This is a genomic window from Kocuria sp. U4B, from assembly GCF_054875615.1.
Map to the genome: position 1 here is coordinate 2,676,509 of NZ_CM142180.1, position 15,583 is coordinate 2,692,091.

General features: G+C 72.6%; 14 protein-coding genes. 7 read left to right on the forward strand and 7 right to left on the reverse strand.

Going from position 1 to position 15,583, the window contains the following annotated elements:
- Positions 1 to 25: 25 nt before the first annotated feature.
- Positions 26 to 1,069, forward strand: a complete 1,044-nt coding sequence (locus tag ACYSMR_RS12675; protein WP_461745641.1) for a Gfo/Idh/MocA family protein — start codon at positions 26 to 28, stop codon at positions 1,067 to 1,069.
- A 58-nt stretch (positions 1,070 to 1,127) separates the two neighbouring features.
- Here the strand turns inward: ACYSMR_RS12675 and ACYSMR_RS12680 are convergent, their stop codons facing one another.
- On the reverse strand, positions 1,128 to 2,141 hold the full coding sequence (locus ACYSMR_RS12680; protein ID WP_461745643.1) for a LacI family DNA-binding transcriptional regulator: 1,014 nt from the start codon (positions 2,139 to 2,141) through the stop codon (positions 1,128 to 1,130).
- A 157-nt stretch (positions 2,142 to 2,298) separates the two neighbouring features.
- On the opposite strand from ACYSMR_RS12680, the gene ACYSMR_RS12685 reads away from it, so the two are divergent.
- The 3 genes from ACYSMR_RS12685 (at position 2,299) to ACYSMR_RS12695 (ending at position 6,218) form a co-directional block, all read left to right on the forward strand.
- The gene (locus ACYSMR_RS12685) at positions 2,299 to 3,477 is read left to right on the forward strand and encodes a Gfo/Idh/MocA family protein (RefSeq protein ID WP_461745645.1); all 1,179 of its coding nucleotides are present in this window, start codon (positions 2,299 to 2,301) and stop codon (positions 3,475 to 3,477) included.
- On the forward strand, positions 3,474 to 4,481 hold the full coding sequence (locus tag ACYSMR_RS12690; protein WP_461745647.1) for a sugar phosphate isomerase/epimerase family protein: 1,008 nt from the start codon (positions 3,474 to 3,476) through the stop codon (positions 4,479 to 4,481). Before ACYSMR_RS12685 ends, ACYSMR_RS12690 begins: the two co-directional genes overlap by 4 nt.
- A gap of 285 nt (positions 4,482 to 4,766) precedes the next feature.
- Positions 4,767 to 6,218, forward strand: coding sequence for a sugar porter family MFS transporter (locus ACYSMR_RS12695; protein ID WP_461745649.1), 1,452 nt, complete (start codon positions 4,767 to 4,769; stop codon positions 6,216 to 6,218).
- A gap of 181 nt (positions 6,219 to 6,399) precedes the next feature.
- Here the strand turns inward: ACYSMR_RS12695 and ACYSMR_RS12700 are convergent, their stop codons facing one another.
- The 4 genes from ACYSMR_RS12700 to ACYSMR_RS12715 form a co-directional block, all read right to left on the reverse strand.
- Positions 6,400 to 7,131 (reverse strand): DUF72 domain-containing protein, encoded by a 732-nt coding sequence (locus ACYSMR_RS12700; RefSeq protein ID WP_461745651.1) that lies wholly within the window; start codon positions 7,129 to 7,131, stop codon positions 6,400 to 6,402.
- 10 nt (positions 7,132 to 7,141) lie between these two features.
- Positions 7,142 to 8,623: an MFS transporter gene (locus ACYSMR_RS12705; RefSeq protein ID WP_461745653.1), complete on the reverse strand. Its 1,482-nt coding sequence runs from the start codon at positions 8,621 to 8,623 to the stop codon at positions 7,142 to 7,144.
- Positions 8,624 to 8,631: 8 nt separating this feature from the next.
- Positions 8,632 to 9,552, reverse strand: a complete 921-nt coding sequence (iolB, locus tag ACYSMR_RS12710) for a 5-deoxy-glucuronate isomerase (protein WP_461745655.1) — start codon at positions 9,550 to 9,552, stop codon at positions 8,632 to 8,634.
- A gap of 67 nt (positions 9,553 to 9,619) precedes the next feature.
- Positions 9,620 to 10,360, reverse strand: a complete 741-nt coding sequence (locus ACYSMR_RS12715; RefSeq protein ID WP_251334118.1) for a GntR family transcriptional regulator — start codon at positions 10,358 to 10,360, stop codon at positions 9,620 to 9,622.
- 228 nt (positions 10,361 to 10,588) lie between these two features.
- Between ACYSMR_RS12715 and ACYSMR_RS12720 the strand changes: the two genes are divergently transcribed.
- From ACYSMR_RS12720 to ACYSMR_RS12730, 3 genes are read left to right on the forward strand one after another with little or no spacing between them, the layout of a single operon-like run.
- Complete coding sequence (locus ACYSMR_RS12720) at positions 10,589 to 11,611, forward strand: substrate-binding domain-containing protein (RefSeq protein ID WP_461748022.1); 1,023 nt, start codon at positions 10,589 to 10,591, stop codon at positions 11,609 to 11,611.
- Positions 11,612 to 11,637: 26 nt separating this feature from the next.
- Positions 11,638 to 12,753 carry an ABC transporter permease gene (locus tag ACYSMR_RS12725; protein ID WP_461745658.1) on the forward strand — a complete coding sequence of 372 codons (1,116 nt, stop codon included), beginning with the start codon at positions 11,638 to 11,640 and terminating at the stop codon, positions 12,751 to 12,753.
- Between the two features lie 4 nt (positions 12,754 to 12,757).
- The gene (locus tag ACYSMR_RS12730; protein WP_461745660.1) at positions 12,758 to 13,654 is read left to right on the forward strand and encodes an ATP-binding cassette domain-containing protein; all 897 of its coding nucleotides are present in this window, start codon (positions 12,758 to 12,760) and stop codon (positions 13,652 to 13,654) included.
- A gap of 111 nt (positions 13,655 to 13,765) precedes the next feature.
- Here ACYSMR_RS12730 and ACYSMR_RS12735 read toward each other — a convergent pair whose 3' ends face one another.
- Both ACYSMR_RS12735 and purU read right to left on the reverse strand, forming a co-directional pair.
- Positions 13,766 to 14,212, reverse strand: coding sequence for a universal stress protein (locus ACYSMR_RS12735; protein WP_461745662.1), 447 nt, complete (start codon positions 14,210 to 14,212; stop codon positions 13,766 to 13,768).
- A gap of 261 nt (positions 14,213 to 14,473) precedes the next feature.
- Entirely contained in the window at positions 14,474 to 15,346 is an 873-nt protein-coding gene (gene purU / locus ACYSMR_RS12740) for a formyltetrahydrofolate deformylase (protein WP_461745664.1), read from the reverse strand.
- Between the last annotated feature and the right edge of the window lie 237 nt (positions 15,347 to 15,583).

The following is a 15,583-nucleotide window of genomic DNA, read 5'->3' on the forward strand; positions in this document are numbered from 1 at the left end:
CTCCGGGGCCGAGAGAGGACAGACCATGAACACTCCGCTTCGCGTCGCCGTCGTCGGAGCCGGCCGCATGGGCGCCGACCACATCGAGCGCATCCACCGCCGCATCAACGGCGCCGAGATCGCCGCCGTCGTCGACATCGACCGGCCCCGTGCCGAGGCCGCTGTCGCCCACATCCCCGGCGCCGTGGCCCACACCGACTTCCGGGAGGTGCTCGAGCGGGGGGACGTCGACGCCGCCCTGATCGCCACCCCCGGCTTCCTGCACGAGCAGGTGCTGCTGCCCGCCCTCGAGCACGGGCTGCCCACGCTGTGCGAGAAGCCCCTCACCCCGGACGCCGAGTCCTCGTGGCGTGTCGTCCAGGCCGAGGTCGCGGCCGGCCGGCAGCTGATCCAGGTCGGCTTCATGCGCCGCTTCGACGCCGGCTACCTCACCCTGCGCCGGATGATCGAGGAGAAGACCTACGGCGAGCTGCTGACCCTGCACCACCAGCACCGCAACCCCACCACCCCGGCCGGGTTCACCAACGAGATGATCATCAACGACTCGGTGGTGCACGAGTTCGACGCCGTGCGGTTCTTCACCGGCGAGGAGATCACCTCGGTGCAGGTGCGCATCGGGCGCTCCACCCGCAACGCGCCCGCCGGCCAGCGCGACCCCCAGCTGGTGCTCATGGAGACCGAGTCCGGGATCCTCGCCCAGGTCGAGGTGTACGTCAACGCGCAGTTCGGCTACCAGGTGGCCACCCAGGCCTCCTTCGAGACCGGCGTCGTCGGCATCGGCGGGGACCAGGAGCCCTACGTCCGCACCGCCGGCACGTGGGGCGGCAGCGTCACCCCCGGCTTCGAGGAGCGCTTCGTCGAGGCCTACGACCGCGAGATCCAGGCCTGGGTCGACGCCGCCGCCCGCGGGGAGATCGGCGGACCCTCGGCCTGGGACGGCTACGCCACGGCCGCGTGCTGCGAGGCCGGTGTCCGGGCGCAGGCGACCGGGGAGATCGTCCCCGTCCAGCTCCAGCCCAAGCCCGAGCTCTACGGCGCCGGCAGCGTCCCGGCCGGCGCCGCCCGCTGACGGGAGGCCGTGGACCCGGCGCCGGGTCCACGGCCTCCGCACGGGCGGCGGCCCCCGGTCAGCGCCCGGTGCGGGGCGGTGCGGTGGAGGACCGGAGCGTCAGCTCGGGGGCGAGGAGGGTCGTCCCCGCGGCCGCCCGGTCCCCGCCGATCCGCGCCATGAGCCGCTCGGCGGCCACCGCGCCGACCTGGGCGTTGCGGCCGTCCACCGTCGTCAGCTCGAGCAGGTGCGTCGAGGCGATGGGCGAGTCGTCGTAGCCCACGACGGAGAGGTCCTGCGGCACGCGCAGCCCGCGCTCCCGGGCGGCGGCGAGCGCGCCCATGGCCATGGTGTCGTTGGCGGCGAGGACGGCCGTGGTCTCCGGCGCCGTGTCGAGCAGCCGTGCCGCGGCGGCGTAGCCGTCCTCCTCCGTGGTCGCCCTGGCCCCGGCGACCACCCGCGGCGCGAGGCCGGCCCGTCCCATGGACTCCGCGACGCCCTCCGCGCGCAACCGGGCCGCTCCTCCGCCGCCCGTCAGGTGGCCGATGCTCCGGTGGCCGAGCCCGAGCAGGTGCTCCGTCGCCAGGCGGGCGCCGAGCCGGTCGTCGTTGGCGACGACGTCGGCGCCCGGGACCACGCCCTGCCGGCTGCCGGCCACGACGACGGGCAGACCCTCCGGGACGCGCATGGCCCCGGTCGGCTCCGTGGCGATCACCAGCCCGTCCACCCGCATGGCCAGGAACCCGTCCAGGGGGCTCGCCTCCACGTGGGCGTTGAGGGTGTGGTCGGCGACCGCGATCCGGAAGCCGTGCTCGGCCAGGCCCTCCTGCAGTCCGCGCAGCAGCTCCACGAACCACAGGTTCCGGTAGTCGTCGATGACGACGCCGATCGTGCGGGTGGTCGCGCCGGCCAGGGCCGAGGCGGCCTGGCTGGGCCGGTAGTCGAGGCGGGCCATGGCCTCGAGGACCGCGGTGCGCCGGGCCTCGGAGACGCTGGGCGATCCCCGCAGGACGAGCGAGACCAGGGACTTGGAGACGCCGGCGGCCTGGGCGACGTCGTAGATGGTCGGCGGGCGCTTCGGGACGGAACTCACTCCAGCATTGTCCTCCACCAATTGTGCTGACATGACGCTTGACGCCTCTGCGGGGTGACCCTAGTCTCGTTTGGAGCGCTCCAAAACGGGCCGGCGTGCACACGGTGCAGGCGGTCGGGCGCCCTCGCTTCCTGCTCTCCCCGTCCCTGGAGGAACAATGACCGACAGCATCGGCATCGCCGTCATCGGCGCCGGCATGGCCGGGCAGGCCCACGCGGCCGCCTACCGCGTGGCCCCCACGCTCTACGACCCCGTCCTGCCGCCCCTGCGCTACGTCGCCATCGGCGACGTCAACGAGGCCCTCGGTGGCCACGTCGCCCGCCGTTACGGCTACGAGAGGGCCGTCGGCTCCTGGGAGGCCGTCGCCGAGGACCCGGAGGTCGACGTGGTCAGCGTCGTGATCGCCAACCGCTTCCACCGCCAGGTGGTCGAGGCCCTCCTGGAGGCCGGCAAGCACGTGCTGTGCGAGAAGCCGCTGAGCGACACCCTCGACGACGCCCGGACCATGGCCGCCGCCGCGGCCGACGCCGGGTCCGTCGCCCGCATCGGCTTCACCTACCGCCGCACCCCCGGCATCGCCGCCATCCGCAACCTCATCCAGGACGGCACCCTGGGGAAGGTCCTGCACTTCAGCGGCCGCTACTGGACCGACTACGGCTTCCACCCCAGGGCGCCCATGAGCTGGCGCTACAAGGGCGGGCCCGGCTCCGGGGCCCTGGCCGACGTCGGCAGCCACCTGTCCTACATCGCGGAGTTCCTCTGCGGCGAGATCCGATCCGTGTCCGGCGGCCGGCTGGCCACCACCATCACCGAACGCCCCCTGCCCCTGGGGGCCGTGGTCGGCCACGACCTCGTGGAGGTCGGCGACACCTGCGAGCCGGTGGAGAACGACGACTACGCCGCCTACTCCGCCGAGTTCGCCTCCGGCGCCGGCAGCCTCGAGGTCTCCCGGGTGGCCGCCGGGCACCCCAACACCCTGACGTTCGAGGTGTTCTGCGAGAAGGGCGCGGCCCGGTTCACCCAGCTGCGCCCGGCCGAGTTCGAGCTCTTCCTCGCCGAGGGGCCCGAGGCCACCAACGGCTACCGCACCGTCAACCTGGGCCCCGGCCACCCCTACGTCGGGGGAGGCCTGGCCATGGACGCCCCCGGTGTGGGCTTCGGCCAGAACGACGCCTTCGGCTACCAGGCCCGCGCCTTCCTCGAGGAGGTCGCCGGCCTCGACGAGACCGCCTCCCTGCCCCGCAACGCCTCCTTCGACGAGGGCGTGCACAACATGGAGATCCTCGAGGCCGCCGTGGAGTCGGCCACCAACCACGGAAAGAAGGTCGTCCTGTGAAGCTCGGCGTCTACAACGCGATCCTGCACGACCGCTCCCTCCCGGAGGCACTGAAGGTCATCGCCGACCTGGGCCTGACCGGCATCGAGATCAACACCGGAGGGTTCCTGCCGGCCGTCCACGTCCCGAACATGGACCAGATCCTCGTCAGCGACGCCGCCCGCGACGACTACCTGGGCCTCTTCGAGGGGACCGGCGTCTCGATCGCCGGGCTCAACTGCAACGGCAACCCGCTGCACCCCAAGCGCGGGATCGGGGAGAAGCACGCCGAGGACATCCGCCGCTCCATCCGGCTGGCCCACCGCCTGGGCCAGGACCGCGTGGTCACCATGTCCGGGCTGCCCGGAGGGGAGCCCGGGGCCACCGTGCCGAACTGGGTCGTCAACGCCTGGAGCTCCGGAGCCCTCGACGTCCTGGACCACCAGTGGGGGCTCGTGGCCGCGTTCTGGAAGGAGACCGACCGGATGGCCGCCGACCACGGCGTGAAGGTGGCGCTGGAGCTGCACCCCCAGAACGTCGTGTTCAACACCGCCGACGTCTACAAGCTCGTCGACCTGACCGGCGCCACCCACGTGGGTGTGGAGCTCGACGCCTCGCACCTGTTCTGGCAGCAGATGGACCCGGTCGCCGTGGTCCGCGAGCTCGGTCCCCTAGTCTTCCACGCCGCGGCCAAGGACGTCCGGATCAACCAGGAGCACGCCGCGCTCTACGGCGTGCTGGACAACAGCTTCCGCCGCCTCGCGCCCGAGGAGGAGCGCACCAACCTCGGCGGCGACGAGTGGGCCAACGAGTGGCCCAGGAACTCGGCCTGGGACTTCGTGGCCCTGGGCCGCGGCCACGACACCGCCTTCTGGGCCGAGTTCCTCACCGCCCTGCACGAGGTCGACCCCGACATGGCGGTCAACATCGAGCACGAGGACACCTCCCTGGGCCGGATCGAGGGGCTCGAGGTCGCCGCGACCGTGCTCAAGGACGCGGCGGCCGCCGTCGGCGCCCGGCGCTGAGACCAGTCCCTCGGGAGAGGGGCGGGCAGGCATCCTCCCCGCCCGGGAGGCGGGCCGCACCGTCCGGGGCCCGCTCCTCGTGGTGGTTCCCGCCGGCGAGCGCACGGCCACCGGGGCGTCATGTCGCAACCATGACAGGCAAAGGGGTGGCAATGGCGCCTCCTTTGTCCTAACATATTCACAACCCGCCAAATGAGATCTGCGTCACACGCCCGGTGGTCGTGTCGAACGGACGGGTCGCCCATGTGAACAGCGCAGTCGTGCGCACGGACAAAGGAGCCCTCGATGGCCTCATCCTCACCGCGGGAGGCAGCCGCCGCGCTGCCCCCGCTCACTGCCGGCCCGCATCGCAAGCGCCTGGGGCTGATCTCCGTCGTGGCCTGCTTCGGCGGGCTGCTCTTCGGCTACGACACCGGGGTGATCAACGGTGCGCTGCGCCCCATGTCGGAGGAGCTGGGCCTGACCCCGCTCACCGAGGGCGTGGTCACCAGCTCGCTGGTCTTCGCCGCGGCCGTCGGCGCGCTCACCTGCGGGCGGCTCTCGGACGCCTGGGGGCGGCGCAAGACCATCCTGCTGCTGGCCGTGCTGTTCTTCGTGGGCACCGCGATCGTGGTGTTCACCCCCAACTACGAGGTCCTGGTGGTGGGGCGCGTCTTCCTGGGCCTGGCCGTGGGCGGGGCCTCGGCGGTGGTGCCGGTGTTCCTGGCGGAGATGGCCCCGTATGAGATCCGCGGCTCGATCGCCGGGCGCAACGAGGTGGCCATCGTGATCGGGCAGCTGGCGGCGTTCGTGATCAACGCGGTCATCGGCAACGTCTTCAGCGAGACCACCGGGGTGTGGCGGATCATGTTCGCGATCTGTGCGCTGCCGGCGGTGGGGCTGTTCATCGGGATGCTGCGGATGCCCGAGTCCCCGCGGTGGCTGGTGGAGAAGGGCCGGCACGCCGAGGCCCTGGAGGTGCTCAAGACGATCCGCTCCGAGGACCGGGCGATCGCCGAGCTCGGCGAGGTCGAGCACGTGGCCGAGGAGGAGCGCGCCGAGCACCAGATCGGGCTGAGCGCGATCCTGGGCAACAAGCACCTGGTGCGGATCATGCTGGTCGGCATCGGCCTGGGCATCGTCCAGCAGTTCACCGGGATCAACTCGATCATGTACTACGGGCAGATCGTGCTCATCGAGTCCGGCTTCGAGGCGGGGGCGGCCCTGATCGCCAACATCGCCCCCGGGGTGATCGCCGTGGTGGGCGGGTTCATCGCCCTGGCGATGATGGACCGCCTGGACCGGCGCAAGACCTTCATGATCGGTCTGGGCCTGACCACGTCCTGCCACCTGCTGATCGGGGTCGCCTCGATGCTGCTGACCGAGGGCAATCCGCTGCGGCCCTGGGTGATCCTGGCCCTGGTGGTGGCCTTCGTGGGCTCGATGCAAACCTTCCTCAACGTCGCCGTGTGGGTGTACCTCTCCGAGGTGTTCCCGCTGCACATGCGCGGGTTCGGGATCGGGGTGTCCATCTTCATGCTGTGGGTCGCCAACGGTGTGCTCTCGCTCTACTTCCCCTCCCTGGTCGCGGCGGTGGGGATCACCGGGACGTTCTTCCTCTTTGCCGGGATCGGGGTGCTGTCGCTGCTCTTCGTCTACACCCAGGTTCCCGAGACCCGCGGGCGCACCCTGGAGGCGCTGGAGGAGGACGTGACCACCGGCGCGATCTACACGGTCAAGGCCAACGCCGACCAGTAGGAGCCCGTGCCAGGACTCCCCGGAGCACTCGCCGGACTGCACGCCACCCGGATCGTCGGGTGGCGTGCACCGGCGGACGACCGCGAGCCGAAGGGCCCCCTCCCGCGCGGGAGGGGGCCCTTCCGCGCGGTGGCCGGCGACCGCTCCGGTCGGCCGCCCGCGCCGCCCCGGCGGTGGCCTCTCACCCGTCGTCGAGCAGGCGGCGCAGGGTCAGGGCGTTGCGCACGGCGTGGCCCTCGCCGTCGTTGTTGAAGTACGCGAACACCTCGTGGCCGGTGCGGTGCCACTCCCGGACGCGGTCGGCCCACCAGGCCATGTCGGCGTCGGAGTAGGAGCCCGCGTAGAGGTGGTGGGGGTCGGGGCCGTGGAGGCGGACGTAGACGAAGCCGGCCGTGGCCTCGAGGACGCAGGGCAGCCCGGCTCCGCTCATCACGCAGTAGGCCGCGCCGTGGCGGGCCAGCAGCGCGAAGACCTCCGGGTGGTGCCAGCTGTCGTGGCGGAACTCCACGGCGACCCGGACCCACGGCGGGAGGCCGGCCAGGAACCAGTCCAGCCGCGCGTCGTCGCGCCCCAGGGCGGGAGGCAGCTGGACCAGCAGCACTCCTCGCCTGCCGTCGAGCTCGTGCCAGGACCCCGCGATGCGCTCCGTCCACACCTCGGGCGCGTAGAGCTTCTTGGCATGGGTGAGCCCGCGCGGCGCTTTCACCGACATCTCGAAGCCCGGCGGCAGGCGGGTGTTCCAGCCGGCGAAGGTCGTGCTCCGCGGCCAGCGGTAGAAGCTGGCGTTGAGCTCCACGGTGGAGAAGGTGCGGGCGTAGAGCTCCAGGCGCCGGGCCGGCGGGGTGCCCGGCGGATAGAGCACGTGCTCCCAGTGGTCGTAGCTCCACCCGGAGGTGCCGATATGCCAGCCCATGGCCTCCAGGCTAGCCGCGCGCCGGCGGCTCGGAGGACGCGCCGGACCGGCCCCCGGCGGGGCGTGCGGTGACCTCGGCGGCCGCCGCCGGGGAGAGCCTGACGGCGCCGGCCAGCGGCACCAGCAGCAGTGCGGCCATGAGCCCGAAGGCGGCCTGGTACGGGAAGAGCCCGCCGGCCGGGAGCCCGTGGCCCAGGGCGGCCGACGCCTGCAGGGCCAGCGCCCCCGCGGCCACCCCCAGCCCGCCGGCCAGCTGGGCGCCGGTCGCGGACAGGGTGTTGGCCGAGGGCATCTGCTCGGGGGCCACGTCGGCGAACTGCAGCGCGTTGTAGGCGCTGAACCCGATCGAGCGCAGGGCTCCGCTGAGGGTCAGCAGCGCGGCAAGGGCCGGGACCGGCGTGTCCGGGGTCAGCGCCGTGCACGCCGCGAGGCAGCCCGCCCCGCCGGCCACCGCGCCGATCAGGACGGCCCGGAACCCGAACCGGCGCAGCAGCGGGGTCGTCGCCGGCTTGACGCCGAGATTGCCCACGAACACCGCGGTCACCAGCAGCCCCGCCTCCACGGGCGACCACCCGAACCCGTCCTGGAACAGCAGGGGCAGCAGGAACGGGACCGAGCTGATGACCAGCCGGTAGACGAATCCGCCCGCGTTGGCCGCGCGGTAGGTGGCGACCCGGTACACCCGCAGGTCCAGCAGGGGGGTCGCCGTGCGCAGCAGCCAGCGCACGGCGAGGATCCCGCTCGCGGCGGCCGCGACGAGCAGCAGGACGCCCGTGCCGGTCCGGTCCGCGCCGGCGACCAGCTCCATGCCGGTGACCAGGCCGAAGACGGCGGCGGTGCACCACAGCAGCCCGCGCCAGTCCAGGGCCCGGGGCTCCGGGGCGGAGTCCGGGACGATCCGCAGCGCGGCCACGAGGGCGAGGACGCCCAGCGGCACGTTGACCAGGAAGATCCAGGGCCAGCCCGCATGGGTGGTCAGGAGCCCGCCTGCCAGCGGCGCCAGCACGGGCGCCAGCAGGGCCGGCCACGTGATGTAGGCGATCGCGCGCAGCAGGTCCCGCTTCTGCGTGGCCCGCAGCACGATCAGCCGCCCGACGGGCACCATCATGGCCCCGCCGAGACCCTGCAGGACACGGCCCAGCACCAGCACGGCGAGGCTGCCGCTGAGGGCGCACAGCACGGACGCCAGCGTGAAGACCACGATGGAGCTGCAGAAGACCCGGCGGGGCCCGAACCGGGAGGCGAGCCACCCGCCCACGGGGATCGCGGTGGCCACGGTGGTCAGGTAGGCGGTGATCGCGAGGCCCACCTCGGCGCCGGAGACGCCGAGGTCCGCCGCGATGGCCGGCGCCGCGGTGACGAGGATGGTGCCGTCCAGGTGCTCCATGAACAGCACGGCGGCCACCAGCAGCGCCGGCCCGCGGTTCCAGGACTCGCCGCCGGGGGAGGCGGTGTCGTCCGCCGCGCCTCCCCGGGCGCCCGGAGCGGGCACGGGCCCGTTCAGCGGCCGAACGGCAGCCGCGGGTCGATCGCCGCCTCGTCCCAGGTCCGGCGGATCCACCCGTGGTGCGGGTCGTCGCTGATCAGCCACTCGCGCACGCGGCCGGGACCGGCCATGACGTTGAGGTAGTACATGTCGTAGCCCGGGGCCGCCATCGCGGGCCCGTGCCAGCCGTAGGGCACCAGGACGACGTCGCCCGTGCGCACCTCGGCGTTGACGTCGATGGGCCGCTCGTCGGAGGCGTAGACGCGCTGGTAGCCCAGGGCGTCGGCTCCGCCCTGCTCCGGGGCGGGAGCGGGCATGCCGGCGGCGACCTGCGTCTCGAAGTAGTAGATCTCCTCGAGAGCGGTCTCCCCCTCGGTCTCCTCGTCGTGCTTGTGCGGGGGGTAGGAGGACCAGTTGCCGGCGGGGGTCAGCACCTCGCACACGATGAACCGGTCGGCCTCCAGGGCCGCGGGCGTGCCGAAGTTGTGCACCTGGCGGGAGCAGCTGCCCGCCCCGCGCAGCTCCACGGGCACCTCGTCGCGCAGGACGTGACGGGTGGGGTACTCGGCCCGGGCCGGTGCGGACGCCACGGCCACCCGGCCGCCGACCTCCGAGATCACCGTCAGGTCCCGGCCCGCACCGGTGTAGAGGACGTCCGTGGGGCCGGAGAAGACGCTCTCCCGGCCCACCAGCTCGTAGGAGTGCCCGTCCGTGTCGACGCGGAAGGACCCGGACAGGGGGACCACGATGCGCTCCTCGTCGGCGCCGTCGAGGGCCACGCCCTCGCCCGGGCCCAGCTCGGCCACCCGCAGGCCCGTGTGCGCCCAGCCCTCGACCGCGGTGGTGGAGTCGTGGCCGCCCAGCGAGACGAACCACGCGCCCTGGGCGGCGGAGTCCTTCGGGTAGACCCACTCGGGGTGCGGGGGTGCGGTCATGTCGTCCTCCTGTGTCGTCGTGCGCGGGACGGTGCTGTCCGCGCAGGGATGGTCTCCGGCCCGCGGCTCACCGCTGGACCAGGGTGAGCTCGAAGCTGTACTTGTCCGCCCGGTAGACGTGGCGGCCGGTCTCCACGGGGCGGCCGATGTCGTCCATCGCGGTGCGGCTCATGGCCACGAGTGCTGCGCCGGGGGCGACGTGCAGCTGCTCGGCCTGGAAGGGGTCGGCGTCCACCGCCCCCACCCGCTGGTGGGCGAGCTGGAAGTTGATGCCCTGCTCGCGCATGGTCGCGTAGAGGCCGTTCTGCGCCAGCTGCTCGCGCGAGAGCTCGCACAGCGAGCACGGGATCCAGTTCTCCATGAGCGCCAGCGGCTCCCCGTCCGTGCGGCGCAGGCGCACGAGGTGGTAGACCTCCTCGCCTGCCGGCACGCCGAGCAGCGAGGCCACGTCCTCCTCGGCCGGGATCCGGGAGAAGTCGAGCACCTCCGTGGTGGGCCTGTTCCCGCTGCGCTGGAGGTCGTCGTGCAGGCTCGTCAGCTCGAGGGAGCGGCGGACCTGCGCGCCCACCACCTGGGTGCCGACCCCGCGCTTGCGCACCAGCAGTCCCGCCCTCACCAGCTGGTCCATGGCCTTGCGCATCGTGGGGCGGGAGAGGTTGAGCCGGTTGGCGAGGTCGATCTCGTTGTCCAGCTTGGTGCCGGGCGGGAGGTCCCCGCTGCGGATGGCCTCCTCGAGGCCCTGGGCCACCTGGTGGTAGAGGGGCACGGGGGAGGTCCTGTCGACCGAGAGGCGGAGCGGACCGGACATGGTGGACCTCCAAGGATCGGGCAAGGGGCAGCCCGGCTCCGGTGCGGACACCGGTGCCGGTCGGGAAACGGTTCCCCAGCGTCCATTGTGGCCCCGTTCTTGTGAGCATGTCCATACATTCTGTTGACCCTGGTGATCCCCCTCACTCGCGCGGTGCGCCGGGCGCGTGGTCGAGTCTGCGCGCGGAAGCGCTAGGATCTCTCGCGGTGAGAGGAGAACTCCGTGTCCATGCGACGTGCGGCCCGCAACGGGTATCGCCGGATGCCGGGCCGCCGGCACGTGGCCGCCGCGGCGCTGCTCGTTCCCGCGCTCGCGCTGGCCGGCTGCTCCAGCCAGGGCGGCCGGACCGTCGCCGAGGAGGGTGAGGGCAGCGGCGGGCAGGTCGCGACCACGGCGCGGATGAAGTTCGCCATGGTCACCCACGCCTCCCCGGGAGACACCTTCTGGGACACGGTCCGCAAGGGGGCCGAGGAGGCCGCGGCCAAGGACAACGCCGAGCTGCTCTACGCCTCCGATCCCGAGGGCGGCCGGCAGGCGCAGCTGGTGCAGCAGTACCTCGACCAGGGCGTGGACGGGATCGCCGTGACCCTGGCCAAGCCCGAGGCCATGCGCGACGTGCTGGCCGCCGCCGAGGACGCCGGCATCCCCGTCGTCACCCTGAACTCCGGCGCGGAGCAGTTCCGGGACATGGGCGCGTTCGCGCACTTCGGCTCCGACGAGGGGCTGGCCGGCGAGGCCGCAGGGCGCCGGCTGAAGGAGGAGGGCCTGCGGCACCCGGTCTGCGTGATCCACGAGCAGGGCAACGTCGGCCTGGAGACCCGGTGCGCCGGTGTGAGGAAGGCGCTGCCGGAGACCGAGATCCTCTACGTCCAGGGCACCGACATGACGCAGGTCGCCTCCACCGCCACCGCCAAGCTGCAGACCACCCACAACGCCGACGCCGTCATCGGCCTCAGTGCCCCGATCACCCTGACGCTGCTGGCGGCGAAGGAATCCGCCGGCAGCGACGTGCAGGTCGCCTCCTTCGACATGAACGGCGACCTGGCCCAGGCCGTCGTCGACGGCGAGGTGCTGTTCACCGTCGACCAGCAGCCGTGGCTGCAGGGCTACCTGTCCGTCGACGCCCTGTGGCAGAACCACCGCGGGGCCTTCACGATCGGCGGCGGCCAGGCCACACTGACCGGGCCCGCGGTCGTCGACTCGTCCGACGCCGAGCAGGTCCTCCAGCACGCGCAGGAAGGCGTCCGCTGAGCGGCGCCGGAAACCAGGAGAAGCCGATGTCCTCCACCCGCCCCCCGGCCGCGGCGCCCGCTCCGGACCGCGACCCCGCCGGGGCCCCCCGATCCGGCGGGGCGCCCGCCCCGACCGCCGCGGACGCGGCCGACGAGCGGGTCCGGACCAAGGGCCTGCTCGGCACGTTCCTGGCCCGCCCCGAGATCGGGGCGCTGGTGGGCGCGCTGGTCGTGGCGCTGTTCTTCGCCGTCGCCGCCCCGTCCATCACCGCCCCGCAGTCGATCTCGACGGTGCTCTACGGCGCCTCCACCATCGGCATCATGGTCGTGGGGGTGTCCCTGCTGATGATCGGCGGGGAGTTCGACCTCTCCACCGGGGTGGCCGTGATCACCTCCGCCCTCACGGCCTCGATGTTCAGCTGGTTCTTCGTCCTCAACGTCTGGGTGGGGGTGGCCGTGGCCCTCGCCGTGTCCCTGCTCATCGGCCTGCTCAACGGCTGGCTGCTGATCCGCACCAGGCTGCCCAGCTTCATCGTCACCCTGGCGACCTTCCTCATGCTCACCGGCCTGAACCTGGCCCTGACCCGGCTGATCAGCGGCTCGGTGGCCTCGCCCCCGATCAGCGACATGGACGGCTTCGCCTCCGCCAAGGCCGTCTTCGCCTCGTCCGTGCACATCCTCGGCGTCGACATCAGGATCACCGTCCTCTACTGGATCGCCCTGACCGGCCTGGCCACCTTCATCCTGCTCAGGACCCGGATGGGCAACTGGATCTTCGCCGTGGGCGGGGACGAGGACGCCTCCCGTGCGGTAGGTGTGCCCGTGGCGCGCACCAAGATCGGATTGTTCATGGGCGTGGGCCTGTGCGGCTGGCTGCTGGGCATGCACAACCTCTTCGCCTTCGACTCGGTGCAGTCCGGGGAGGGCGTGGGCAACGAGTTCCTCTACATCATCGGCGCGGTCATCGGCGGGTGCCTGCTCACCGGCGGCTTCGGCTCCGCCATCGGCGGGGCCCTGGGCGCCCTGATCTTCGGCATCGCCTCCCGGGGCATCGTCTACGCCGAGTGGAACCCGGACTGGTTCAAGTTCTTCCTCGGCCTGATGCTGCTGCTGGCCACCCTCGTCAACATGTACGTGCGCAAGCGCGTCGAGAGGAAGTGACCTCGTGACGACACCGACGCACACCGCTGCCGGCTCCCGTCCCACCGGGAGCGGGGCCCTTCCCCTGGTGGAGCTGCAGGGCGTGGGCAAGCGCTACGGCAACGTCATCGCCCTGCGCGAGGTGACCATGGCCGTCGACGCCGGGAAGGTCACCTGCGTGCTCGGCGACAACGGGGCGGGGAAGTCCACCCTGATCAAGATCATCGCCGGACTCCACCAGCACACCGACGGGACCCTGTACGCCAACGGCGAGGAGACCACCTTCGGCTCCCCCCGGGAGGCCCTCGACGCCGGGATCGCCACCGTCTACCAGGACCTGGCCGTGGTGCCGCTGATGCCGGTGTGGCGCAACTTCTTCCTCGGCTCCGAGCTCACCACCGGGGCGGGGCCCTTCAAGCGCCTCGACACCGCCCGGATGAAGGAGATCACCCGGAAGGAGCTCGCGGACATGGGCATCGACCTGCGCGACGTCGAGCAGCCCATCGGGACGCTGTCCGGCGGTGAGCGCCAGTGCGTGGCCATCGCCCGCGCCGTGCACTTCGGCGCGACGGTGCTGATCCTGGACGAGCCCACCGCGGCCCTGGGCGTGAAGCAGTCCGGGGTGGTGCTGCGCTACATCCTGCAGGCCAAGGAGCGGGGACTGGGGGTCGTGTTCATCACCCACAACCCCCACCACGCCTACCCGGTGGGGGACCGGTTCCTGCTGCTCAAGCGCGGGCAGTCCATCGGCTACTACGCCAAGGCCGACATCGCCCTGGGCGAGCTGACCGCCCAGATGGCCGGTGGTGCGGAGCTGGAGGAGCTCGCCCACGAGCTCGCCCAGCTCGGTGGGCCCGCCTCCCGGCTCCAGCAGGGCCGGGCCGACATGGCCGCGGACCTTTCCCGCCCCCGCCGGCAGTAGGACGGCAGCCCGTCCGGCTCCCACGCCGGGCGGCGGAGACGGAGCACGCCACCGCGCGTCTGCGCTGACGGGGCCGTGACCACCGGTGACCGGTGTGGCATCCGGGATCGTCTAGGGGCGGGCCACCAGGACCGAGCAGTGGGCGTGGGAGACCAGCGCGGAGCTGACCGAGCCCAGGATCATGCCCAGCACCCCGCCCCTGCCGCGGGGGCCCACGACCAGCAGCTGGGCGTTCTTGCTCTCCTCGATGAGCCGGGCCGCCGCCTGGCCGCGGAGCAGGCGGGGGGTGAGGTACTCCGGGAGGTCCTCCCCGAAGACCTGGGCGAGGGTGGTGGCGAGCAGCTCGTCGCTCTCGGCGGCGAACCTCGCGGGGTCGATGTCGGCGTAGCTCTCGTAGAGGTACGAGCTGTCCCAGCACATGATGGCCTCCAGCGGTGCCCCGAGGGCCCGCGCCAGGCGGTCGCCCTCGCGCAGGGCGTCCTGGGAGTGCCCCGAGCCGTCGACGGCCACGATGACGCGGTCGCCGGTGGGGGTGCTGGTGTTCGGTGCGTCGCTCATGACGGTTCCTTCCCTGCGAGGAGATGCCTGCACGGGGCCCCGAGACCCCGAGGGCGAGGCCGGCGGTCGGATCCGGGCCCCGCGAGGCGTGCCGACGCGGTGTCGTGCCCGGACATCTCCACGGTAGGCGCCGGACGGCAGCCGGTCGACGCCCGCCGGTGAGAAGTGGGCTCCATGACGCGCACCGGCGCAGCCGCCGCCGCGGGTGCACGACGGCGGGGACCCCCACGTCCCCGCCGGCACCGACCGGGGCGGCCCCCCTCAGACCAGGACGATGGTGCGGTTGCCGGAGAGCACCACGCGGCCCTCCGCGTGCCACCTCACGGCGCGGGAGAGGGCCTGCATCTCGGCGTCGCGGCCCACCGCCACGAGGTCGTCGGGGGTGTGGGCGTGGTCCACGGGAATGACGCGCTGGGCGATGATCGGGCCCTCGTCGAGGTCGCCGGTGACGTAGTGGGCGGTGGCCCCGACCATCTTCACGCCGCGGGCGTAGGCCTGGTGGTAGGGCTTGGCGCCCTTGAAGGAGGGCAGGAACGAGTGGTGGATGTTGATGCACCGGCCCGACAGCTCGCGGGTGAGCTCGTCGGAGAGGATCTGCATGTAGCGGGCCAGCACGACCAGCTCCGCGTCGTAGCGGTCCACGAGGCCGAGCAGCCGCTGCTCGGCCTGCTGCTTGGTCGCCGCGGTGACCGGGATGTGGTGGAACGGGATGTCGTGCCACTCGACGAGGCTCTTGTGGTCCAGGTGGTTGGAGACCACGGCCACGATCTCGATGGGCAGCTCGCCGATCCGGGTGCGGTGCAGCAGGTCGGTGAGGCAGTGGGAGAACCGGGAGACCATGACCAGCACCCGGGTGCGGCGCTGCGCGGACACGAGCCGGAACCGCATGTCGTGCTGCTCGGCCACCGGGGCGAAGCCCTCGGTGAGGGACTCGACGGTGGCGGTGCCGGCCTCGCTGACGGTGTGGCAGCGGATGAAGAACTCGTCCGTGAACCGGTCGGAGAAGTGCTTCACGTCGAAGATGTCGCAGCCCTGCTGCGTCAGGTTGGACGTGATGGCACTGACCAGCCCGTGGGCCTCCGGGCAGTGGACGGTCAGGACGTGTTCGACGGTCCCCGGGACCTGGTCGGGCATGGATGGACTCCTCGGCGGTGAGCGGCGGGTGCGGCCGCGCTCTGCGGCGTCGGTGGCGACGGGCGCGGCCCTACGATCCTAGCCGCAGCGTCCGGGGGTGCCGGACGGCCGGCTCCGGCCCGCGAGGAGCCCCGGGGAGGGGGGGTGTAGACCGATGGCCGCGGGAACGGGCGGTAGGAGTCCGCCCGGCGCGGGGAGAGATGCGCCTCCGGTGGAGGACCCGCGGCCATCGGCAGG

Bases quoted from the DNA above. Each gene is read 5' to 3' on its own strand.
- ACYSMR_RS12720 (WP_461748022.1), top strand. From the start codon at position 10,589: ATGCGACGTGCGGCCCGCAACGGGTATCGCCGGATGCCGGGCCGCCGG.
- ACYSMR_RS12675 (WP_461745641.1), top strand. From the start codon at position 26: ATGAACACTCCGCTTCGCGTCGCCGTCGTCGGAGCCGGCCGCATGGGC.
- ACYSMR_RS12715 (WP_251334118.1), bottom strand. From the start codon at position 10,360: ATGTCCGGTCCGCTCCGCCTCTCGGTCGACAGGACCTCCCCCGTGCCC.
- purU (WP_461745664.1), bottom strand. From the start codon at position 15,346: ATGCCCGACCAGGTCCCGGGGACCGTCGAACACGTCCTGACCGTCCAC.
- ACYSMR_RS12735 (WP_461745662.1), bottom strand. From the start codon at position 14,212: ATGAGCGACGCACCGAACACCAGCACCCCCACCGGCGACCGCGTCATC.
- iolB (WP_461745655.1), bottom strand. From the start codon at position 9,552: ATGACCGCACCCCCGCACCCCGAGTGGGTCTACCCGAAGGACTCCGCC.
- ACYSMR_RS12695 (WP_461745649.1), top strand. From the start codon at position 4,767: ATGGCCTCATCCTCACCGCGGGAGGCAGCCGCCGCGCTGCCCCCGCTC.
- ACYSMR_RS12700 (WP_461745651.1), bottom strand. From the start codon at position 7,131: ATGGGCTGGCATATCGGCACCTCCGGGTGGAGCTACGACCACTGGGAG.
- ACYSMR_RS12685 (WP_461745645.1), top strand. From the start codon at position 2,299: ATGACCGACAGCATCGGCATCGCCGTCATCGGCGCCGGCATGGCCGGG.
- ACYSMR_RS12725 (WP_461745658.1), top strand. From the start codon at position 11,638: ATGTCCTCCACCCGCCCCCCGGCCGCGGCGCCCGCTCCGGACCGCGAC.